The organism is Mesorhizobium sp. M1142 (assembly GCF_040318565.1).
Classification (GTDB): Bacteria; Pseudomonadota; Alphaproteobacteria; order Rhizobiales; family Rhizobiaceae; genus Mesorhizobium.
In genome coordinates this window covers 231,596-253,510 of sequence record NZ_JAMYMK010000006.1, presented here as the reverse complement: position 1 = coordinate 253,510, position 21,915 = coordinate 231,596, and the positions used below count along the sequence as shown (strand labels likewise).

Annotated in this window: 16 protein-coding genes and 1 pseudogene; 9 read left to right on the top strand and 8 right to left on the bottom strand. The window is 59.8% G+C overall.

Going from position 1 to position 21,915, the window contains the following annotated elements; all coding sequences use genetic code 11:
• Positions 1–281: 281 nt before the first annotated feature.
• The 3 genes from NKH42_RS13080 to NKH42_RS13070 all read left to right on the top strand — a co-directional run bounded on the left by NKH42_RS13080 (position 282) and on the right by NKH42_RS13070 (position 3,850).
• Positions 282–1,061: a phytanoyl-CoA dioxygenase family protein gene (locus NKH42_RS13080; protein WP_352706659.1), complete on the top strand. Its 780-nt coding sequence runs from the start codon at positions 282–284 to the stop codon at positions 1,059–1,061.
• A gap of 134 nt (positions 1,062–1,195) precedes the next feature.
• Positions 1,196–3,394 carry a class I tRNA ligase family protein gene (locus tag NKH42_RS13075; protein WP_352974177.1) on the top strand — a complete coding sequence of 733 codons (2,199 nt, stop codon included), beginning with the start codon at positions 1,196–1,198 and terminating at the stop codon, positions 3,392–3,394.
• Positions 3,395–3,523: 129 nt separating this feature from the next.
• Positions 3,524–3,850, top strand: coding sequence for a hypothetical protein (locus NKH42_RS13070; protein WP_352706655.1), 327 nt, complete (start codon positions 3,524–3,526; stop codon positions 3,848–3,850).
• A 371-nt stretch (positions 3,851–4,221) separates the two neighbouring features.
• On the opposite strand, the gene NKH42_RS13065 is transcribed toward NKH42_RS13070, so the two are convergent.
• The 3 genes from NKH42_RS13065 to NKH42_RS13055 form a co-directional block, all read right to left on the bottom strand.
• The gene (locus NKH42_RS13065) at positions 4,222–5,679 is read right to left on the bottom strand and encodes an NAD-dependent succinate-semialdehyde dehydrogenase (protein WP_502905745.1); all 1,458 of its coding nucleotides are present in this window, start codon (positions 5,677–5,679) and stop codon (positions 4,222–4,224) included.
• A 553-nt stretch (positions 5,680–6,232) separates the two neighbouring features.
• Complete coding sequence (locus tag NKH42_RS13060) at positions 6,233–7,579, bottom strand: M16 family metallopeptidase (protein WP_352755844.1); 1,347 nt, start codon at positions 7,577–7,579, stop codon at positions 6,233–6,235.
• A gap of 1,395 nt (positions 7,580–8,974) precedes the next feature.
• A complete protein-coding gene (locus NKH42_RS13055; RefSeq protein ID WP_352496304.1) occupies positions 8,975–9,223 on the bottom strand; it encodes a hypothetical protein in 249 nt (82 codons plus the stop codon).
• Between the two features lie 413 nt (positions 9,224–9,636).
• Here NKH42_RS13055 and NKH42_RS13050 point away from each other — a divergent pair, with 413 nt between their 5' ends.
• Entirely contained in the window at positions 9,637–9,849 is a 213-nt protein-coding gene (locus NKH42_RS13050; RefSeq protein WP_023679670.1) for a cold-shock protein, read from the top strand.
• A 227-nt stretch (positions 9,850–10,076) separates the two neighbouring features.
• On the opposite strand, the gene NKH42_RS13045 is transcribed toward NKH42_RS13050, so the two are convergent.
• Positions 10,077–10,547, bottom strand: coding sequence for a Ros/MucR family transcriptional regulator (locus NKH42_RS13045; protein ID WP_023679671.1), 471 nt, complete (start codon positions 10,545–10,547; stop codon positions 10,077–10,079).
• Between the two features lie 555 nt (positions 10,548–11,102).
• Between NKH42_RS13045 and NKH42_RS13040 the strand changes: the two genes are divergently transcribed.
• A complete protein-coding gene (locus tag NKH42_RS13040) occupies positions 11,103–11,405 on the top strand; it encodes a DUF982 domain-containing protein (protein ID WP_352706652.1) in 303 nt (100 codons plus the stop codon).
• Between the two features lie 808 nt (positions 11,406–12,213).
• Positions 12,214–13,269 (top strand): cytochrome-c peroxidase, encoded by a 1,056-nt coding sequence (locus NKH42_RS13035; RefSeq protein ID WP_352974174.1) that lies wholly within the window; start codon positions 12,214–12,216, stop codon positions 13,267–13,269.
• Positions 13,270–13,546: 277 nt separating this feature from the next.
• Here the strand turns inward: NKH42_RS13035 and NKH42_RS13030 are convergent, their stop codons facing one another.
• The 3 genes and pseudogenes from NKH42_RS13030 to pdxR form a co-directional block, all read right to left on the bottom strand.
• Entirely contained in the window at positions 13,547–14,068 is a 522-nt protein-coding gene (locus NKH42_RS13030; protein WP_352706649.1) for a helix-turn-helix domain-containing protein, read from the bottom strand.
• 1,140 nt (positions 14,069–15,208) lie between these two features.
• Positions 15,209–15,286: pseudogene (locus tag NKH42_RS13020) on the bottom strand (MOSC domain-containing protein); the annotation flags it as partial.
• 158 nt (positions 15,287–15,444) lie between these two features.
• Positions 15,445–16,941 carry a MocR-like pyridoxine biosynthesis transcription factor PdxR gene (gene pdxR / locus NKH42_RS13015; RefSeq protein ID WP_502906416.1) on the bottom strand — a complete coding sequence of 499 codons (1,497 nt, stop codon included), beginning with the start codon at positions 16,939–16,941 and terminating at the stop codon, positions 15,445–15,447.
• A gap of 83 nt (positions 16,942–17,024) precedes the next feature.
• On the opposite strand from pdxR, the gene NKH42_RS13010 reads away from it, so the two are divergent.
• Genes NKH42_RS13010 through NKH42_RS13000 form a run of 3 tightly spaced genes read left to right on the top strand, consistent with a single transcriptional unit; the run spans position 17,025 to position 19,417 of the window.
• The gene (locus NKH42_RS13010) at positions 17,025–18,257 is read left to right on the top strand and encodes a trans-sulfuration enzyme family protein (RefSeq protein WP_352706648.1); all 1,233 of its coding nucleotides are present in this window, start codon (positions 17,025–17,027) and stop codon (positions 18,255–18,257) included.
• A 52-nt stretch (positions 18,258–18,309) separates the two neighbouring features.
• Positions 18,310–19,212 carry a dihydrodipicolinate synthase family protein gene (locus NKH42_RS13005; protein WP_352706645.1) on the top strand — a complete coding sequence of 301 codons (903 nt, stop codon included), beginning with the start codon at positions 18,310–18,312 and terminating at the stop codon, positions 19,210–19,212.
• A 34-nt stretch (positions 19,213–19,246) separates the two neighbouring features.
• The gene (locus NKH42_RS13000; protein WP_352706644.1) at positions 19,247–19,417 is read left to right on the top strand and encodes an FMN-binding negative transcriptional regulator; all 171 of its coding nucleotides are present in this window, start codon (positions 19,247–19,249) and stop codon (positions 19,415–19,417) included.
• 147 nt (positions 19,418–19,564) lie between these two features.
• On the opposite strand, the gene metE is transcribed toward NKH42_RS13000, so the two are convergent.
• The gene (metE, locus tag NKH42_RS12995; RefSeq protein WP_352706695.1) at positions 19,565–21,901 is read right to left on the bottom strand and encodes a 5-methyltetrahydropteroyltriglutamate--homocysteine S-methyltransferase; all 2,337 of its coding nucleotides are present in this window, start codon (positions 21,899–21,901) and stop codon (positions 19,565–19,567) included.
• Between the last annotated feature and the right edge of the window lie 14 nt (positions 21,902–21,915).

Genomic DNA, 21,915 nt, shown 5'->3' with positions numbered 1-21,915 from the left:
GCGGTCAGCGGATGGTGCCGGCCTTTAGCGATGCGTGTCGTGGCTGGACCGGGTGAAGCGATTGATCCGGCCCAGTTTACAGAACCCCTGGACCCGGCTGAGCCTGACATAGGCAGTCTCGCGCCGAGCTTCTGCGGACAATATCCGCCGGAGCGGAACGCACTTAGCATCGCCGTCTCACATGACGTGAGTCCGTCTCCGTGGACCCGCAACTTGACCACGCCCGACTGCCCTAATTGGGATGTCCGACCAACCAGTCTTTCCAACAGGAGGCTTTTCGCATGTTGACTGATGCACAAAGAGAAAAGTGGCAGAAAGACGGATACGTCAGGCTCGAAAGGTTCTTCGCTCCAGCGGCTCAGAACGATATCTCTACTTTTGTCGAAGATATGTCACGCTGGGATGTCAGCGATGATAAATGGCTCATGTGGTTCGAGAAGACGACGGACAATCGAAAGATCATCTCCAAGATCGAGAATTTTCTCGACTTCCATGATCCATTGCGTCGTTTGCTCTTAGAAGATCAGCGCATAAAGTCAGCGGTCGATGATTTGCTTGGCGAAGATTCGCGCAGGCTCAAGGAGTTGCTGATTTTCCACTACCCCGACAGTGGCGGCTATCTCCCGCATCAGGACATTTATCACATTCCACACAATCTCCCCGACCGGATGGTCCATGCGGTGGTTGCCATAGGCATCGACGACTCCGACCCGGAAAACGGCGGGCTTTTCTTCAGCCCCGGCAACCACAAGAAGGGGGTGTTTCCCATGGATGCCGGTGGGGTGATCGATCCTCAAGTCGCCGAAATGTTCTCCTGGGAACCCGTAGTATGGAAGGCTGGCGACATCTTCATATTCGACGATTACGCACCGCACTACTCACGACCGAACAAAAGCAATCGTTCGCGGCGGACACTCTACTTGGTGTTCCAGCGTGCTTCAACCGGTGGACCGACCCGCGCTGAATATAACGTGCTTAAGCGCGCCCTTAACCCGCCCGAGGGCAAAGTGGCCGATCTCGACAAACTCAAGCCCCCAAATGGCATTTTCTATCGCGATTGAGCTCACGCAGCCAGGCGGAGGCATGCACAGGAAACTGATCGACCGCTCAAAAATGCGCGGAGAGTATGGCGTTCTGATTTGCGCGCTCGCGGAGCATCGACCGCAGCCCGTTACGACGCTTTGGCACGTGGATTGTGGAGGTGGTCGCAGGGCGGTCTTCTATGACGCCTACAGCCCGACTGGCGCCCCCCTCGTCGCCCGCCTGGCGGCCCAGAGCCGCATTATTCTGGCCGGGGCCGCCAACGGGTTGGGCTGCCGCTTCTCTGCGCAACTTGCACAAGAGGCTATTGCGTTGGCATCGGGAGATGCCACTGTTTCAACTGATTAGGTTTGTCATGCGGAAATCTACGCTTTCTCGAACGACGCTGTCGCGGGCGTTCGGTATCAACATGGCCACGCTTGGAACGGGAAGCGCCGGCACGGGGTTTTCGTTCGGTAGGGTGGCACCGGGCGTTACATCCGAGCCCCATCGGCACGACGAACTCGAGGCCTTCGTGATCCTGTCAGGATCGGGCAAGGTCAGGACCGACCTTGGGGAAATCCCGGTCGAGGCGGGCGATGTCGTTCTGTTCCACCCTTTTGAAGCGCATGTGCTGCGCAACGACGGAAACGAAGACCTAGATTTCGTCGATGTCTACTGGCGAGACGGCGAGGCCGCCCTTGATGCCGCTGCAAAGACCACGGCTCCACGCGGGCCGATCTTCGTCTTCTCCACGCCGCCAACGCCAAATGGCGATCTGCATCTGGGGCATCTTTCTGGCCCCTATTTCGGCGCCGACGTCTATACTCGTTTCCTGCGCATGAAAGGAGTCGAAGCATATCACCTCACTGGAAGCGATGATAACCAGAGCTACGTCACGATACGCGCCGATGCCGATCAATCGACGCCTGCAAACGTGGCGCGCTACTACGCCGACGAGATTCGCGCCACGCTTGCACTTCTCGATTGTGACGTCCACAGCTTCCAACCCACAATGGGCGATGACGGTTACGGCGCGTTTCAAGCCGCGTGTTTCCGCAGTCTTCTGAGCAGCACGGCGGTAGATCTGCGCCAGAGCCCTGCGCTTTTCGATGCTGTGACAGGCCACTATCTTTACGAGCCGAATGTTAGCGGCCTCTGCCCCGATTGCGGCGGCTCCGCCGGTGGCAATATCTGCGAGGAATGCGGCGCCCCAAACCTTTGCCACGGTGCAGCCCGGTCACGGCAGTCTGCCGAGGCGCCGCTGGTCGGCTCCGTCCGCCGCCCGGAACTTGCCTTGGACCGATGCTACGACAATATCGACCGGCATCTAAGGGCGTCGGGCGTCCCGCTACGGATCTTGGATCTCTTTGCGCGCCTACGCCGACGCGGCAACTTTTCAGTGCCCATTACCCACCCCTCGGACTGGGGCCTGCCGGCCGAAGGGTTCCCGGGGCAAGTGATCTGGGTCTGGCCCGAAATGGCCTTCGGTTTTCTTTACAACATCCAGGCGCTCGGCCGCTTGCTGGGTCGCGACTGGAAGGCGGAGATGCCCGGCAACGACTGGCAGATTGTCCATTTCTTCGGCTTCGACAATTCGTTCTACCACGCGCTACTCTACCCCGCTCTTTACGCCGAGGTCTTCTCCCACTGGACGCCACGCATCCACTATCACGTCAACGAGTTCTACCTGCTCGACGGCAAAAAGTTCTCAACCAGCTGCCGCCATGCGGTCTGGGGCAAGGAGGTTCTGAGCCCAAAGACAGTCGACGTCGTGCGCCTCCATTTGGGCCTGACACGCCCGGAAGGTGAGCGGACGGATTTCACGCTGGACGCGCTGCGCCGCACCGAGAACGAGGTGTTCCAAGGGGTTTGGCTGAACTGGCTTGATGCGTTGAACCAGGAAACCAAGCAGGATTTTGCCGGCCGTGTACCCGATGCAGGCGACTGGAGCCCGGTCGACCGCGCCTTCTTTGCTCGGATAGAGATCTATCGCGCGGCGATGGAGCGCGCCTATTCGGACGAAGGCTTCTCGGTCAGGCGCGCGGCCGCTCAGGTCTGCGATTTCGTGCGCGATTGCGTGATCTACCGTCGGGCGCAAGACTATGCGGCGGCGCGACGTTTCTATCCCGCCCGCAATCGGACTTCGCTAGCCCTTCAGACGACGGCCGCTGCGATCCTGGCACCGACACTCGCTCCGCTGATGCCCCGATTCGCCAGAACTCTGGCGCGAGGCATCGATGGCGTCTCAGACGAAACATGGCCCCGGTCCGTCCAGCGCCTTGCGCCCGGGACGCGCTTTGATCTCGGACCCGTGTTGGTGTTCTACGCCAAATCCGGCAATCCTCATCTCGATGAGGACGAAGCACTATGAGCCCAAAGGTGCACCAGTGAGCTATCCCAATCTCGACCAGATCTGCGCGGCAATCAAAGCCGATGATGCCAAATATCTTTACTCGCTGTCACTGGCGACCGAAGCCGCTATCAGACGGTAGAGACCAGATTGGCGGACCTGAACCAACGCATCGTCGACACCCTGGCCCGCGCCTTCGAGGACCGCTCGGCCGATCGCTTCCCAGCCCTTGCTGTTTCGTGCCGCAAATGCCGTGTGGGCTCGACTGCCGACCAACCTCTTCGGCATCGCGGGATTTCCGTCCTCCAGCCGGTCAAGACTGTCATGCGGTTCGAGGCGCTTGGTCAACCTGGCGCGCCCTGGATCGTGCGCCGATCACCGGAAATGTCGAATGCGAATGCCTGCCTGATGGTATCTTCGATTCTGTCCGAGCCTGTACTGGTGCGGCAGTCGGCCGAAGAACAACTGAGCTACTGACAATCGGAAGGTAGCAGGTTCAAAATTCTGCCCCAGAAACCGGATATTGCGCACAACCAGCGTTCACGATCGCGATGGTGCACAAGCTTCCAACCATACCCGCGCAACGACAGCCCGTCGCCTGAAGATACTCGGCGAGGGCCGCCAAATCCCTCGCAAGCGTATCCTCCGTCACATGCACGCCGTCTTCGCCGACAATGCAGACGCTTGTCTCGTCGAGAGATAAGTCCAGCCAGGGTGTTCCTTCAGGATTGCGGGTTTGGTCGGGTACGAAGCCGCCCCTCAGTTCCCAATCGAGGAGCGATCCTACAATTCACATATTTGGAGATCGCTCGCTAGGTTACCGGCTGTGAACCCTGCAAGCCGAAAATTCAGATGCCGCCCATGCAGAGATATTTCATTTCGAGGTAGTCCTCGAGGCCATGGCGGGATCCCTCCCGCCCGATGCCGGACTGTTTTATCCCACCGAACGGCGCCGCTTCTGAAGACATCCGGCCGGTATTTACCCCGACCATTCCATATTCCAAGGCCTCGGCCACACGCCAGACACGCTTCAGGTTGGAGGCATAAAAGTAGGCCGCGAGGCCATAGATCGTGTCGTTGGCCTCACGCACGACCTGATCCGCATCTTTGAAGCGAATAATCGGTGCCAGCGGCCCGAATGTCTCTTCTTGCGCGACGGTCATCTCGCTGGAGACACCGGTCAGGACTGTCGGTTGGAAAAACGTGCCATTCGTGCCGATGCGTTTGCCCCCGCATCGAATTGCGCCGCCTTTGGCGACGGCATCGGCAATATGGGATTCGATCTTGGCCAAAGCGTGCTTGTCGATGAGCGGTCCGATGTCCACTCCGGGAGCGAAACCGTCACCAACTTGAAGTTGGCGAGCCCGTTGCACGAATTTCTCGACGAACTCGTCGTGAACGCCCGACTGGACGTAAAGGCGGTTCGCCGAAACGCAGGTCTGGCCGGCATTGCGGAACTTCGCCTGGATCGCACCGTCAACCGCGGCATCGATATCGGCATCATCGAAGACGATGAAAGGTGCATTGCCGCCGAGCTCAAGGCTGACTTTTTTGATCTGGTCCGAGCACTGGCGCATGAGAAGGCGCCCGATCTCAGTCGACCCGGTGAAGCTAATCTTGCGGACCTTGGGATTGGTACAAAGTTCGCGGCCGACCGCGTCACCTTCGGACGCATAGATCAGGTTGACGACGCCTTCGGGAAAGCCAGCCTGATGGGCGAGGGCGAACATTGCTCCCGCCACGAGCGGCGTCTGTTCAGCGGGCTTGAGGACGATCGTGCAGCCCGCCGCCAAGGCTGGCGAGATTTTGCGCGCCACCATCGAGGCCGGGAAATTCCATGGCGTTATCGTGCCAACAACTCCGATGGGCTGCTTGATTACCAGCATTCGGCGGTCCATCGATGGTGCGGAGATCGTCTCGCCATAGACGCGATTGGCCTCCTCGGCGTACCATTGCAAATACGCCGCAGCATGCGATATCTCCGACTTGGCTTCTGAAAGCGGCTTGCCCATCTCCGCGGTGAGAATCGCGGCGAGATCGTCGGCGTGGTCGATGATCAACTGATGCCATCGCCATAGAACGTCGCTGCGCTCACGTGCGGTCAACCCTGCCCATCCAGGCTGAGCGACATAGGCCTTGTCGATCGCAGCGCATGTCTCCTCGACACCCATGTCGGGTAGTTCTGCCAGCACTTCGCCAGTCGACGGGTTGAGGACCTCGAATGTCCGCTCGCTAGTCCGCGTGCCAAGTGCCGGCAGGCGATCAATGGGTCCAAACAGGTCAGGGGATCTCAGGTGACGGATCATCGGCAGGCACAGGGGCAATACCGGATTCCTCCTCAACGCAGCAGGTATATATAGCAGGTGCGGTGTGTACTCCGCGACGTCCGGGTTTCTTATAGGGCCTCGGCCAGACAGCTGGTAGACCACGGTACCCAACTGGAAAGGGAGAATACCTGAATACGCTAGAAGATGCCTCGCGGTTCTACTAGTCGAACGATTGAACAACGGACATCGGCTTCGCCAGCCGCGCGGAGTGGATGCTGGTGGCCTGCGCCTACAATCTGCGGACCACGAATCGGCGACTCTATCGACTCGAAGAGAGGCTGGCCTGAGGAGGAGCGCACCCCAATAATGACACCTGCACCGGCAAATGCCTGACAAGGCCCGCGAAAACCGCTCCTCGCGGCTTTAAACAGATCCCGTTTACCGGGCGAGCGCCCGCAAGATGAAAAAGAGGATGGAGAGAGACAGGGTGGCGAAGGCGCGCCAGGTCTTCCCTTCTCCACAAGGGGTGAAGGGAAGACCGGGCGGCGCATGCGCATGGGGATGGAGCTCATGATCAATTTCCCGCCTGTTGCTACGGCAAAAGATAGCCTGTGGTCGAATGGTCGAGCACCAGATAACGCGCGGCGACCGCCTTGACCTCTTCGGTGGTGACCTTGCGGACGCGGTCCGGCCTCTCGAGCACGTCCTTCACATTGCCACCGGTGGTGAGCGTTTTGCCATAAATGTTGGCGATTTGGTCCAGCTCGTCGTGCGCACAAATCACCGAGCGGATATAGCGGTCTTTGGCCTTGTCCAGCTCGTCGCTGGTGACGCCATCCTTGGCGATCCGGGCGACTTCGGCAACGGCCGCCGCTTCGAGATCGACGAGCTTTGCATCGCCGCGCGGCGAGCCGGAGATGGTGAAATTGGTGTCGTCTAGCATGGTGCCCTGGAAGAAGGCGCCGGCCGCCGAGGCTATGCCTTGCTTGACGACAAGCTCCTGATAGAGCCGGCTGCGGTTGCCGCCGCCGAGGATCTCGGCCAGCAGGTCGAGCGCCTCGGCCTCGCCGGGCTCTGCCGTATGATAGGACGGCACCACCCATTGAGTGGAAAAGCTCGGCACCGAAACGCGCGCATCGGTCAGCGTCACTGTGCGCCTGGTGTTCTGCTCCGGCTCGACCGGGCGGTTGCGCGGGGGCAGGTCCGGCCCGCGCACAACCTTGCCATAGGTCTTCTCGGCCAGCGCCTTCACCGTCTCAGGCTCTACGTCGCCGGCCACCACCAGCACGGCATTGTTCGGTCGGTAGTATTTGTTGTAGATGGTGAATGCGTCGGTGCCGTTCAGCTTCTCCATCTCCTGCATCCAGCCGATGACCGGAATGCGGTAGGGCTGGTTCTGCCGCAACGTCGCGTTGACCTCCTCGTCCAGCAGAGCCTGCGGGTTCGTCTCTCTGCGCCAACGGCGCTCCTCCAGGATCACGTCGCGCTCGGTCTTGATATCATCGTCGTTGAGGATGAGGTTGAACATGCGATCGGCCTCGAAGCCCATCATCTCACCCAACGCCGAGGGCGCCACCGTCTCGAGGAAGGTGGTGTAGTCATAGGCCGTGAAGGCGTTATTGTAGCCGCCGATGGCTGAGACGGCTCGGTCGAACTCGCCGGCGGCGTGGTTGGTCGTCGCCTTGAACATCAGACGCTCGAGGAAATGGGCAATGCCGGATTTGCCCGGTGGCTCGTCGGCGCTGCCGATCTTGTACCAGACCATATGAGTGACGATCGGCGCGCGGTGATCGGGGATGACGACCACTTCCATGCCGTTGTCGAGCAGGAAATCCGTCACTTTGCAGTCGTCGGTGGCGGCCGGAGCCGGAGCGGTCGTCACCAGGGCCAGCGCGGTGGCAATGAATGCCTTGCGCAGCCAGGGGGACCGAAGTTTGATCGATGGCTCCGGTTGTGCTGGCTGGTCGAAAGGCAAGGTTCGAGGCAAAGTGATTTGTTCCTCATTTTGATGAAGGCGCTGCGTCCTCGTCTCCCCCCGTGGGAGGATCGGCGGGCAGCGCCGAGCCAGATGAGCAATGCTAGGCCTTACTCGAGCCTCGTCTTTGGATGAACCCAGGAGACCTGCGGCGGTATTTCTTGGTGATTTGATCATGGGGGGCGACTTCTCCTTGGTGCGTGACGCGTTTGCGGATGACTAGGCATGAACTGCGCCAGATCAGAAAACCGTTCGAGGCATGCGATAAATCGGGCGCTGCTATGTTGCGTATTCGACATCGTCGGACATTGGACAGGGCCGAACGCGACGCGCGCGCGGCTTGGGACGATATCTCCTTCGTTCGGAAGACGATTGGGCCCGCTGCCGGGGGAGCGGCATAGGATGCGCTTCGAATAGCCGCTGCACTGAGTGAGTGAGAATTTAGCTGTTGGTCGCCCCAGCGGAAGGCTGTCCTCGACAGGCACGCCAGGGTCGAGGCTGAACGGCAGAGGAGACAGGAGCGTGGCGGGTTCGAGCGCGTGGAGCCTTTTCGCGCGCGAAGACGGATCTCATCAAGGATCTGCAACAGTTAGGGAATGTTCGCGAGGCGCTGGAAACGAAGATCGTAGGACATCAGGCGAGAAAGAAGGATGCGTTGAGCGCTTTTGGCGGATGAGCTTGCCCGAAGTCGTTGCGCGTGATGAGTTGCTGCGGAACAGGGATCGTTTGCGTGGGGCCTTGGTCGAACTTGAGGAGAAAACAGATTCCGCCCAAGCGCCGGACACAGTTTCCCAGATGATCCGAAAGTCAAATGTTGACGGATTCACCAGCGAACCGGGCGGTCCTAGCGACGGCGTGTCGCTGGAGGCCAGCACTCGTTCGAGCGTCAGGACTCCAAGAGAACGGGACTTTGTCAGAGCCATCTGCGATCCCAAACTGAGACGTGCAAATATAGCAACGTCACGAAAAAGTTTTGCCGGCCGCCTACAAGCCACCGTCATTGATTTCAAACAGACCCGTTGTCGGAGGCTGATTACAGGTAACGTCCGTCAACATCGCAGGTTCGTCAAATGGGCTTTTGAGATTGTGGCCATCTTGAAATCCGATGACATCAAAATAGTCTTGGGCCGTCATCGCTTTGCTGTGCGGATCGGCCTATGTAGCGCGCGGCATAGGGCCGATCAGACTGATCCGCATAGCGGGTTCGCGTGTTTAAACCGCGATGCCCTTGCGGCAGGTAGGCATCGCAGCTTACCGTCTATTTTCAGCAGTCCGCATCTTCCGCCGGCCTCATGCGGCAAGATGGCCTGGCGCCTGCTGCAAAGGCCTCTCTAATCGGGGCGGCCTCTGAGCTTAAGGCTATCCAGTCAACAATAGCCTGATCCTGCTCATTCTGATGCGCGCCAACCGCCGCGCCGGATTGTGGAACCGCTCGTGGGTAGCTTCTACCACAAACAGAAAGGTCATCAAATCAAGTAGGAAGTCGTCGATCGCTTGGGCGATTGTTTCTGACTTACCCTTGAACTGATCCAGCAAAACGCGCGCCTTATCGATCGCATCCGCGCTGGCCGCATCGATTAGACCCTCGATCGTCTTGAAACAATCCAATGCGAAACTCCTTCAAGCGCTTGCCAAGGGGTTATGCACGAAGGTGGGCCCGTGAACCACCCAGCCGCTGACCTGGTGGCCCGACGAATAAGGCGTCACGCGGCGAGGGCGCTTAGTGCGCGATGTAGTTGGGTCGACGTCAGCGCATTCTACGAGCATCGGCAGGTCGTACGTCCCGTGATCGGTCTCCAAGGACCAGCCGTAGCACGTGGCGGGAGCGCTCGAAGATCGGGTGCTTTGGGCCATGCCAGAGCCTGCTGGCTGTAGGCGGTCGCGATGGAGTGCGCCAGTTGCCGCCGACCAATCAAGCCGGGCCTTGAAATTTTTCGTTCTGCTGCGCCTAAGTTTCGGCTATGAATCGGGCTGGCCCTAATGGCCTGCCCGCGTTGCAATTGTTAAAAAGGAATACGTATATGCCGACTGGAACGGTAAAGTGGTTCAACAGCACCAAGGGGTTTGGATTTATCCAGCCCGACAATGGCGGTCCGGATGTTTTCGTCCACATTTCCGCTGTCGAACGCGCGGGCCTCTCGACCCTCGCTGACGGCCAGAAGATCAACTATGAGATCGAGCAGGACCGCCGCACTGGCAAATCCTCCGCTGGCAGCCTCAGCAAAGCTGGTTGAAATTTTCTCCTGCGTCCTGGCAAGAGTGGGCGCGTAGGTCCGGAGGTCCTCACGGCCGCTCGATAGGAGCGAGCAAAAACTGAGGGCAGCAGATTGCTGCAGGCGTCGCGAATTCCTTATGAAACGCAGTTGTTTGAAAGGAAGGCGGGGTAGGCCCCGCCTTTTTATATGACGCGCAGATTAAGCCGATGGCTGCAACGCTCCAGACCGAATCTCGATTGCCGAAATCAAGCCGCGACCTTCTTGCGGGTTCGCTTCGTCGGCGCCGGCTCCGGTGCTTCCGGCGCTTTCGGTTTGCGGCCGAGCCCCATCGTCTTGGCCAATGAAGAGCGCGCCGCGGCGTAGTTCGGCGCGACCATGGGATAATCCGCCGGTAGGCCCCATTTGGCCCGATATCCATCCGGCGTCAGCCCATAGTGGGTCGACAGATGGCGCTTTAGCGATTTGAATTTCTTCCCGTCTTCAAGGGAGATGATGTAGTCCGGTGTCACCGACTTCCTGATCGGGACTGCAGGCGTAAGGGCAACCGGCTCTTTTGCAGAGACACCTTCCGCCGTCCCTTTCAGAGCCGCGTGCACTTGGCCGATGAGGGCAGGGAGATCCCCCACCGGGATCGGATTGTTGGAGACATAGGCTGAGACGACATCGGCCGTGAGCTCGATGAGGGTGTCGATGTTTTTTTCGGCTTCTTCTGTCATGAAACTCTCCAGGCGGCGTGAAACACAGTCGGCGAAGCGTCGCTTCATAGTGGCGGTCGCCGCTGAAAGCAACAAAGGTCTCGACAGGATTATTGCGATGTTCGTCCAGCGAGATCTACGGCGCGGTATCCCGCCGTCGTGACCGTTGATCGGTCCGTTGTTGGCGAGCTGCCGCGGTGCTTGCGCATTTTCAGGCGCGTCTCGGCCGTAAGCTTTGCGCCGAAATGACCAGTAATCTCGAAACGAAGCGGGCTATTTCTGTTTCGCCATCCTCTCTTTGGCTGTGAAATCGGTGGCAGAGCAGTGGCCGCTTCCTGATGGCGCGTGGAGGAACTATCAAGCGTTGATTCGCAATGGTCGAAACGATGTAGATTCATCCGGTGAGCCGCTCTCGCAGCAGGATATTAGGGTGGCCCGCTGGTAAACCGAGGACATCACGCCGCTGCTTTGCTATTGAACCGCTATCGCTGTGACAACACATTCCGCAATGGTGGGCGGGTGTAGAGGAGGCGCCTGTTCACGCAAACTAGCGGTTCAGCAGGTCGGGAGGAACGAATGAGCTCAGGGACTTTCAGCAGCCCACTTTCCGTAAGGCGGGCAGCGCACATCGTGCAAGAGATTGCCAGTCCTGCGGATGCTATCGATTTTCTCAACGAATGGCCAGAAGATGGCAGAGACCGGATCTACGAAGCCGCTCTCACGGCGTGCTTTGATGCATACAACGGACGAATACCTGCGAGCGCAGCGCGCAAGACTTTTTTCCGCTTTGGGGAACAGGTCGCCATATTGGAAGATGCAACCTCCGCGATGCAATGGCTCGCTGCCTGCATGTCGGGCAGTGGAAAAGCGCAAGTATAGGCGTCGCAGTCGTATCTGAAGCCGGAGCGGGAACGCCGACGAGGTTATTGTATCGAGATTTCGCCGGCATCTGGAGCGTACTATAGCGAACAAACAATATTTTGCGCGCTATGGCGACGTTAATCATCTTGTTGTAAACCAGCTTCTCGCGACAGGACTGCAACGCTTCTGGTGTGAAAATCACTGCGTGGGACTTGGTTCTCTCGAATTCATGACGGTAAATTGCCCTGTAATTATAGCAAAGCAGTTGGCCCATTGAAGCTGATAAACGAAGCCAAAATTGTGCTCCGTCGTCTGCCAATATTCGCTCGATGGAGGCTATAGGCCTCACAAGCCAATCAAAACAGCTACTCGGGCGCCCTTTGAAATTCGTGTAATTTTGCTCACCCGAAACGGCCCTCTACAGTCGAAATAAGATCGTCCCGCAAAGGTGCTACAAGACACTATCGCGGATCGATTTGGGGCCACGTCGATCTGGCGAAGGCAGGCGGAAGTCGAGCAGGACCTGCTGCGGAACAGATAACCGGCCCCAAACCGAATCGGACAGGTGGCCCCGATTTCTTCATAGTTGAAGGCGCAGAGAGAACCGAAGCACGGCTCCGGGCTCCGGCGCCGCCGCTTGCCGAGCAGCAATCCTCCGCCTCCCTGAAATCCAATCGAGAAGAGCGTTCAATTCCGGGACGGTCCAAGCTCTGCCGCGAAAACAGGTGTCAGACCACCCGGTCCTCTCCCGCAACTGATCTAGCGCAGGGCGTTCATGAGCCGCATATCCCAGAGTGGCTGCGTGCACGACGCAGCGAGATCATTTATGAAAATCCTATTCAGTACGATGGCTGTCCCCTTGCTGACAGCCATCGCTTTTGCTGCGGATTCGATCCCCGCAGACCTCAGAGAAACGGCACTGGCCACTTTCAAGGCTTTGCCACCCACCACGCCGGTAGTCGCTAACAACCCGATCACACCGGAGAAGATCGCCCTCGGCAAGGCACTGTTCTTCGATCCACGCGTCTCGGCGTCAGGCGTCTTGTCGTGCAACTCGTGCCACAACTTGGCCACCGGCGGCGACGACAATCATGAAACCTCGATCGGCCATGGTTGGCAGAAGGGACAGCGCAACGCGCCGACTGTACTGAACGCTGTCTTCAACATCGCCCAGTTCTGGGATGGTCGTGCCGCAGACCTGAAGGCTCAGGCGAAGGGACCGGTCCAAGCCGGCATCGAAATGGCCAATACACCGGGCCAAGTCATCGCCACGCTCAAGTCCATGCCGCAATATGTCGAGTGGTTCGATGCAGCTTTTCCGGCTGAAGCCGATCGGGTCACCTTCGACAACTTCGCCAAGGCAATCGAAGCCTTCGAGGCGACACTGGTCACGCCGGCCCCCTTCGACAGCTTCCTGAATGGTGATGAGCTTGCCATGACTTCCGAACAGAAACAGGGCCTGGCGCTTTTCATGGACAAAGGCTGCTCGTCCTGCCATGCCGGCATCAACGTTGGTGGGGAAGCCTATTACCCATTCGGCCTCGTGGAACAGCCCAGCGCCGAGGTCCTGCCGGAAAAAGACATGGGCCGATTTGCGGTCACCAATGCAGCCGACGATTCCTATGTTTTCCGCGTGGCGCCGCTGCGCAACGTTGCACTCACCGCGCCATACTTTCATTCGGGCAAGGTTTGGGATCTGAAACAGGCCGTTGCCATCATGGGAACCACCCAGCTTGGCGTGGTACTGGCGGACGAAGAAGTCGACCTGCTTGTTGCCTTCCTCAACTCGCTAACCGGAAAGGCACCCGAGGTCGCCTATCCCATCTTACCCGCCGAAACGGCGACAACACCCCGGCCTATAACGCAGATCTTAGGAAAATAAACGGCCAGCTGACTGCGGAACATCGCAATTGACAATGATTGCGACTTTTACTGGACGAGACGAGTCGCGACGTCCATGAGAACGCAAATGGCTCGTTTCCAAAGTGCAGACACTGCTTCCGTCACCAGCTCGTTGCGGTGGAATCATGTTTGGGATCTGGCGTGCGACATGCCAAGGAAGGCGTCTGACGCATGAGGCTCGCGCGCTGTCGATACCGCGCGGCGGCCGGCCATCGCGCTGGCGGCCGAATTGCCGCGCGCCGAAGTGATCGGCCCCCTTAGGGCGAAGGGGCAGCCACTCCGTCCTCCATGTCCAGCGATTCTTCGACTGCTTCCGGATTCCGGGCGATGGTCCAAAGGAGAGTATTCGCCGCTGCATCCGGTTTCGAGCGACCTTGCTCCCAATTTCGAAGCGTTGCCAGATCGAGGCCATACCTCACGGAGAATGCCTCCTGAGAGAGCTTCGTGCGACCCCGGACTTCGCGAACACTTATCGGCCGCGGCGCATGAACCTTCGCGATCACGCCTGCGGACGACAGTTCATTCTTCAGTGCCAATAGGTCGTCGACGCAAGGAACCGTCACGAACGCCTTGCCGTGATCGACCATCTCCGTGAGTATCGCGTGGGCCGTCCTGAGCGGCAGCTGTCTCTTAACGAGAATCCGGGCGGCCTCAGGAGTATTCGCGCCGTGAAGAAAACTGAGACTCAGTCGGACGGGAGAGCCTGACGACACCGGGACGACGTCCCGGGTTCGCACCCGTTGTCCGTACCGCTCCATGAATTTCGATTTAGTCGACATTAAGCTTCTCCGCGATCACTCGACCGAGCTTGCGCAATTTGGACCATCCCCACTGGAAGCATCGCGATAAAAGTACGCCAAACAACGCTAAGGGAGAACAAGCAGTGATCTGATTTCGTTCGACGCTCGTTTTCGAGAGCCGTTCTGGGTCGTTCGCAATCAACTGTGTAGGCCAGCGGAGCGAGCAAGGAGCGCCAGATCCGGACAGGGCTGAGTGGTGTGTTTCTCCGAAAGGTGGGCCATGCCCTAAGGGACACGAGATGTAGTGGACTCGTCGATCCGCGCGGTTTCGATTCGCGCACCCGGGCACAACGCTTGGATAAGTCCCATCAAATGCTCTCCGGTGCCCGTCATCTGTATAGCTGACATTGGGCCGAGGGCTTCCAGCACGAGCCACATGGCGCGGGTATCGACCGTGACCCATGGTGCGCCGCCCCTGCCGCCAGTTCCAGCGGCGGCACGTGACACCGGCATCATCGCACCAGATGACTTCGCCCGGTTCGGGATGCTCGGTTACCATTTCACCTTGCTCGATCGTGTCGAATGGCTCCGCTCCCTTCGCAATTAAAAGTCTCGGGACCCCTGGTAGAGATCGAGATCTTCCCCGCCAATCGGCATCAACCAGTGGGGAAATCCGCGGGAGAGAGCCATCTTTCCGCACCCGCTTGAGAAGCGCGGCGGCCGAGCACGGCGTTCGATTGGCCTTTGTGCCGAAAGCCTCGTAGGCAACGGCCCACGCCGCAAGACGCGCGTCCCTTTGGGCGTCATCGCGAAGCGCCGCCTGTTCCGCCGCCGCAATCGTGTCGTTCAACGCCTGTGCATCCGGCACGTCGATTCCAGCGTTCCGCACCACAATGCTGATCAGATGAAAATCCCGGTAGCGGGCCTAGATCTCGGGGCAATCAATGGCGTGAAAGACATGGGATGCTCTTTTCTCATGGGGAGGTTTGCGCTGCGCGGGTGGTTCGGGAAATGTTTCAAGAAAGGTGCTTGTCGAGCGTCCAGATCTTCTGGCGTCGCCATGGTGCATGCCGCACCATGCACTGGATAATTCCATCATTCGGCGGTGGACAAGGCCTGATAGAGATCGTCGATTATGTCTTGCGGGTGCTCGAGCCCACCTCGGCCGGCAACAAGCTACGCCTCCTCCAGATCCTCCATTTCATAGGAGGCAGCGGGCGCGATATGGATGTGAAGCAGCTTTCCTTGCCGGGTCATGCATCGCTTTCGGAAATTCGTCTCGCACGAAAATCTGCCGCCAAACTGGCCTGATCAACAGCATGGTATGGCGTTTTCCCAGTCCAGTTGGCTTTGCAACGAAACGCGGTTCAGCCCAAGGGTCGGTTTCCTCGCCAGCACGCCGCGTCCCCGCCGTTTTAGCCACCGTGTCCCGGCAACGCGTCTTGTACCTGCCTGACAACCGCTCGCAGGACCTCAACGCCCTTCTCGATCTGCCGAATGCTCAAGGCGGCATAGCCCATTACAAGCCCCATGCGATCGATGTGGCCTTCGTCCGACTGCCGCTCGTAAAGGGGCGAGATCAGGTGTAGCCCCAGGCCCGCGCCTCGGGCGGCTTCGACCAGGGTCGTTTCCCGCGATCGCGGGAGTTCGTCGAACCAAACGACGACGTGCAGACCGGCCTCTGCTCCCTGGACAGCGATGCGATCTCCGAAGCTGCGCCGCAAGGCGCCCAACAACGTCCCCCGACGCTCGCCGTTCAGCCTGCGCACACGCCGCACATGGCTTTCGTAGCCGCCACTCTCGATCAAACAGGCCAGAGCCTCCTGTTCAGCCACCGGCGAATGCCGGTCCGCGAATTGTTTGGCGGTAGCGAAGACCTCCTGCAATTCCGCCGGGACGACGAGGTAGCCGATACGCAGCATCGGCGAGAGCGTTTTGGAGATCGTGCCGAGGTAGATGACAGCCCCGTGGTCCTCAAGACTGTGCAGCGGAGGGACCGGATTGATGTCGTAGCGATATTCGCTGTCGTAGTCGTCCTCGATCACATAGGCGTTGTTGTGCCGCGCCCATTCCAGAAGCTGATGGCGGCGCGCGATCGGCATGACGCCGCCCAGCGGAAACTGATGCGATGGCGTGACATAGGCCAGTCGCGCCCCGATCCCCGCCAGCAACTCCGTCTTCATCCCGTCCTCGTCGACGGTGACGGGGATGGGCAAGGCACCCGTACTGGCAAAGACCTGACGCGCCATCCTGTAGCACGGGTCCTCGATGACGAAGCGGTCGGCACGATCGAGAAGCAGGCGAGCGCACAGATCGAGGCCCTGCTGCGAACCGTTGATGATGATGATCTGCTCGAGGTCGCAGCTCAGGGTTCGGGCGCGCCAGAGATAGCCCTGGAGCGCCTGGCGCAGCCGGCGCGAGCCGCGAGGGTCGTCATAGGCAAGACGCAACGGGCGCTGCCCCATCGCCTCGTTCATCGCACGTTTCCAGACCAATGCGGGGAAGTCTGACGTCGCCAGGTCGCCATAGCGGAAATCGACCTTCAGCCCAGTCGGCAGATAATCCGGCCAGGGCGGCGTAACGCGCAGTCGTTCGCCATAGGCGGACAGATGAACCGGGCCGACTCGTTTCGCGACAGTGCGGCTCGTCTCAGGACCGATCAGCGAGGATGCAACGCGAGGTCGTGCGCCTTGACGGACTTCGATAAAGCCTTCCGCGGTCAGTTGGTCATAGGCGACCGTCACCGTCGTTCGCGAAATCCCAAGGTCATTTGCCAGGCCGCGGGAGGACGGCAGCTGACTACCGGTTTCATAGACGCCGCCGAGGATCTGCTCGCGAAGAGCCTCGTAGATCTGGCGTGCACCCATCGCGTGCGTGCGACCTGCAGAACCGGCACTTGAAGACTGGACCATTTCATTCATCGCCAACTGGATATTTCACATTGGCCAGTTTGCCGTCAATCTTTCGGAAACCCAAGCAAGATCTTAGAGGCCGAATGACCCGCTCCTATCAATCGGAAACCGATGCTCTCACGCGGTCGCTCAACGACACCGGTCCCGGATTCGCCACTCGGGCGATCCATCATGGCTACGATCCCGCCGGCTTTTCCAATGCCGTTCAGCCGCCAGTCTTCTTGACCTCGACCTATGGATTCGAAAGCGTGGCAGCGAACGAGGCCGCCGCCGCGCTTGGCGGAAGGCTCTATGCGCGCGAATACAATCCGACGACGGAGATCCTCGAACAACGGCTCGCCAATCTGGAAGGAGCCGAGGCAGGTCTGGTCGTTGCCTCGGGGATGGCGGCTTTCGGCACACTGATCTTGTCGCTCCTGTCCCAAGGCGATGAACTCATCGTCCACAGGACACTTTATGCGAACACGCTTGCCATGGTCGAACAGGCGGTCCCCCGCTTCGGCATCAAGGTCGTCGCGGTCGACCTGTCCGATCCTCACAATCTCGATGCCGCGATCACCGAGCGGACCCGGCTTGTTTTCTTCGAGACGCCGGTGAATCCGCTGAGCCGCATCCTAGACATCGCTGCCATTGCCGAGCGCGCCCACGCGCGCGGTGTAAAGGTTGCAGTCGACAGCACCTTCGCCTCCCCCGCGCTCCAGCGGCCGCTCGAACATGGGGCCGACCTCGTGCTCCACTCGCTGACCAAATACATCAATGGGCACGGCGATGCCCTTGGCGGGGCGATTCTCGGCGACGCGCAAACGCTCCGCACGCTGCACGAAACGGGCCTGCGCTACATCACCGGCGCAGCGCTCTCGCCCATGTCAGCTTTCCTGATCCTGCGCGGTCTGAAGACGCTGACGCTGCGCATGGAACGCCACAGCGCCACTGCCCTTGCGGTGGCTCGGGCGCTCGAAGCGCACCCGGCGGTGGCATGGGTGAGTTATCCCTTCCTCGACTCGCACCCTGATCAGGTGACGGCGCGAAAACAGATGTCCAACGGATCGGGCATGTTGGCCTTTGGCCTCCACGCTGGATACGAAGGAGCGCGCCGGATGATGGACCGGCTCAACCTGATCACTCGCGCCGTCAGCCTCGGCGATGCCGACAGTCTCATCTATCACCCAGCAAGCCTGACCCGTGCCCGGCAGCCGATCCGCAAGGATGCGCATCTGGCCGATGGAGTGGGCGAGGACCTCATGCGTCTCTCGGTGGGTCTTGAAGACGCCGACGACCTAGTCGCGGACCTGCGGCGGGCTCTGGACGCCTTGTGATGACCTGTCGTCCGGCCAGTCCTGCGCTGACGCACAAACCTGGAGCCTTGCCATGGCATTCCTGAGCGGTCTTTCCGCGTTTCCCATCACGCCCGCCGATCGTGACGGCCGCGTCGATACCGTTGCTCTGCGCAGGCTGATTGCTCGGCTTGGCGCCGCTCAGGTCGATTCCATCGGTCTTCTCGGCAGCACCGGCACATACATGTATCTGACGCGCGAGGAACGGCGGCGGGCGCTCGCCGAGACCTTGGACGAAATCGCCGGGCGAATGCCGGTCGTGGTGGGTGTGGGCGCGCTGCGCACCGATGAAGCCGTGGGGCTCGCGCAAGACGCCCAGGCCCTTGGAGCTGCTGCGGGTTTGCTTGCCGCCGCCTCCTACACCCCGCTCACTGATGACGAGGTGTTCGAACATTTCTCCACGGTGGCGCGCGAAAGTGGCCTTCCGATCGTCATCTACGACAATCCAGGAACGACGCATTTCCGTTTCACCCCAGCACTCGTCAGCCGCCTGGCAAAGGTGCGGGGGATCGTCGCTATCAAGAATCCGACAGACAAGGGCGATGCGATCAAGAGCCATCTGGCCGACCAGAGGCGCACTATGCCGGAAGGGTTCTCGATCGGCTACAGCGGCGACTGGAACGCCGCAGAGGCCATGATCGCCGGCGCCAACACATGGTACAGCGTCCTCGCCGGCATCCTGCCCGAGGTCTGCGTGAAGATCGTCACGGCGGCGCAACAGGGCGATCCGGCCGAAGCGCGACGGATCGATGCCACGCTTGCGCCGCTCTGGAGCCTCTTCAAGGAGTTCTCGAGCCTTCGCGTCGTCTATGCACTTGCCGATTTGCTCGACATTTGCCGTGCCGACCCCCCGCGTCCCATCCTGCCTCTGCCCTCAGCAGCGAAGCGCCAGATCGCCGCCGCGTTGGAACGCTTGCCATCGGATGTCAACCGGTGAACAGCGAACCCGGCGGCCAGTGAAGGAACCTGTCATGTATGTACCCGCGCATTTCGATGAACCGAGCCGAGAAGTCCTCTACGAACTGATCGAGAACAGTGCACTTGGCATGCTGATAACCCATGGCCGGAGCGGTCTCGACGCCAATCACATCCCCTTCGAACTCGACACGTCACAGGGAGAAAACGGTACCCTTTACTCCTGAGCGATTAATAGACGTGCCGAAGGAAAGTGCACATTCTCGCTCGAGTGACTTATTTCAAAGGATGTGATCGCGTTTTGGCACATTCACGGCCGACATGCGGCAGCCGGTCACTCACCAACAACCGGGAAACCCTCCGGCCTACACTTTCTACCGGAGCGCACGTGCTGCATCGACCATGTTCATGAGGGCAGGGCGGACCTCCTCCCATTTGCGTGTTTTGAGGCCACAGTCCGGGTTTACCCACAGTTGGGAATCCGACAGTCGCTCGCGGGCAAGCATGACGAGATCCGAAATCTCCCCGACTTCCGGGACACGTGGTGAGTGAATGTCGTAGACTCCGGGCCCGATTTCGTTCGGATATTTGGAGCTCGTGAAGGCGTCCAGCAGTTCCATTTTCGAGCGCGACGTCTCAATCGAAATGACATCCGCATCCATTTCAGCGATCGCGTCGATGATCTCGTTGAACTCCGAATAGCACATGTGGGTATGGATTTGAGTCGCGTCCTTTACACCCGTTGAAGCGATCCGGAAGCATTCGACAGCCCAGTCGAGATAGTCGTTCCAATCAGACTGGCGCAGTGGCAATCCTTCGCGAAACGCGGCCTCATCGATCTGGATCATCCTTGCGCCGGACCATTCGAGATCCGTCACTTCGTCGCGGATGGCGAGCGCGATCTGGCGGCATGCTTCGGAGCGCGGTACGTCGTCGCGAACAAAAGACCAGTTGAGAATGGTCACTGGGCCTGTGAGCATTCCCTTCACAGGGTTTTCCGTAAGCGACTGGGCGAATTGCCACCAGCGCAGCGTCATCGGATTGCGCCTCGATACGTCGCCGAAGATGATGGGGGGGCGCACGTAACGCGACCCATAGCTCTGCACCCAGGCATGCTGGGTGAAGGCGAAGCCGGACAGCTGCTCGCCGAAATACTGTACCATGTCGTTTCGTTCGAACTCACCGTGCACCAGCACGTCCAGCCCGATCTCTTCCTGCCAGCGAATTGCAGCCTCGATCTCCTTCTTCAGGAAGGTCTCGTAGTCGACATAGCTCAGCTGGCCCTTCGCATGAGCGGCCCGCGCCCTGCGTACCTGCGGCGTCTGCGGGAAGGACCCGATGGTCGTCGTCGGGAACGGCGGCAGCCCGAGCGTGCCGGCCTGGACTCTGGAGCGCTCGGCAAAAGCGCTCTCTCGTCGCTTCATGCTGTCGTCAATGCTGGCGATCCGTCCCTCAACAAGCGGGTCATGGATCTTCGTGGATGTCACGCGAGTGGCGGCAGCCTCGGCAGACGCTTTCAACGCGCCTGCCACCGCATCCCTGCCTTGGGACAGGGCCCGGGCAAGCAACACCAACTCGTCGGTCTTCTGGGCCGCGAAGGCGAGCCACGACCTGATGTCCGCGTCGAGTTCCGTCTCCATGCGGAGGTCGATCGGCACATGCAGCATCGAGCAAGAAGGCGCGATCTCGACGCGGTCCAAGGGCCAGCCGGCGACGATCGGTTTGATGCGGTCGAGAATGGCGGGCAGGTTCGCACGCCAGACGTTGCGGCCATCGATCAAGCCAAGCGAGAGCACCAGATCCTTCGGTGCGAGCCGACCCACCGTTTCCAGCTGCTCGGGAGCGCGCACGAGATCAATATGCAGCCCGGCCAGGGGCAGAGAAACCGCGGTTTCGAGATTGTCTCCCAGCGGCCCGAAATAGGTAGCCAGCATGATCTTCAACTCGGGCGCGGCTTTCGACAGCTGGCCATAGGCGAATTCGAACGCAGCTCGTTCGTTCGGGTTCAGATCGAGGACAAGCGCTGGCTCATCGATCTGCACCCAGTCGGCTCCAGACAGCTTCAGCCTCTGCAGGAGTTGCTCGTAGACGGGCAGCAGCCGCGGCAGGAGCGCGATGGGATCGAATCCTTCGGCAGGCGATTTCGCCAGCTTGAGGAAGGTGATCGGTCCAAGGATGACTGGGCGTGTGTGAACGCCGAGAGCTTTAGCCTCGATGAAGTAATCGACCGGTTTCGTCGACGAGAGGGCGAACGTCTGATCATCGTTGAGTTCCGGCACAATGTAGTGATAGTTGGTGTCAAACCACTTGGTCATTTCCATCGCGGTTACATCAGACCGATGAGCCGCCTGCTGGTGACCAGCGTGTCGACAATCCTCCGTCTGACCCTGGTTGCCCCGCCCCATTGCGAAGTAGATGTCAAGTGGAACCTCGCCGCTATTCCAGCCGTAACGGGATGGAACGGCGCCGACCATGGCTGCGGTGTCGAGCACATGGTCGTAGAGCGAGAAGTCGTTCGACGGGATTTTCGACACGCCGCGATCGTGCTGCTCCTCCCAGCTAGCGGCACGGAGCGCCTTCGCGGTCGTGAGAAGGTCGGCAGCGGACGATTTTCCGGACCAGTAGCTTTCAAGCGCGAATTTCAGTTCTCGCCGACGACCGAAGCGGGGCACGCCGAGCGTTGCTACAGGAATTTGCTGAGAGACAGTCATGCCAGACCCCGATG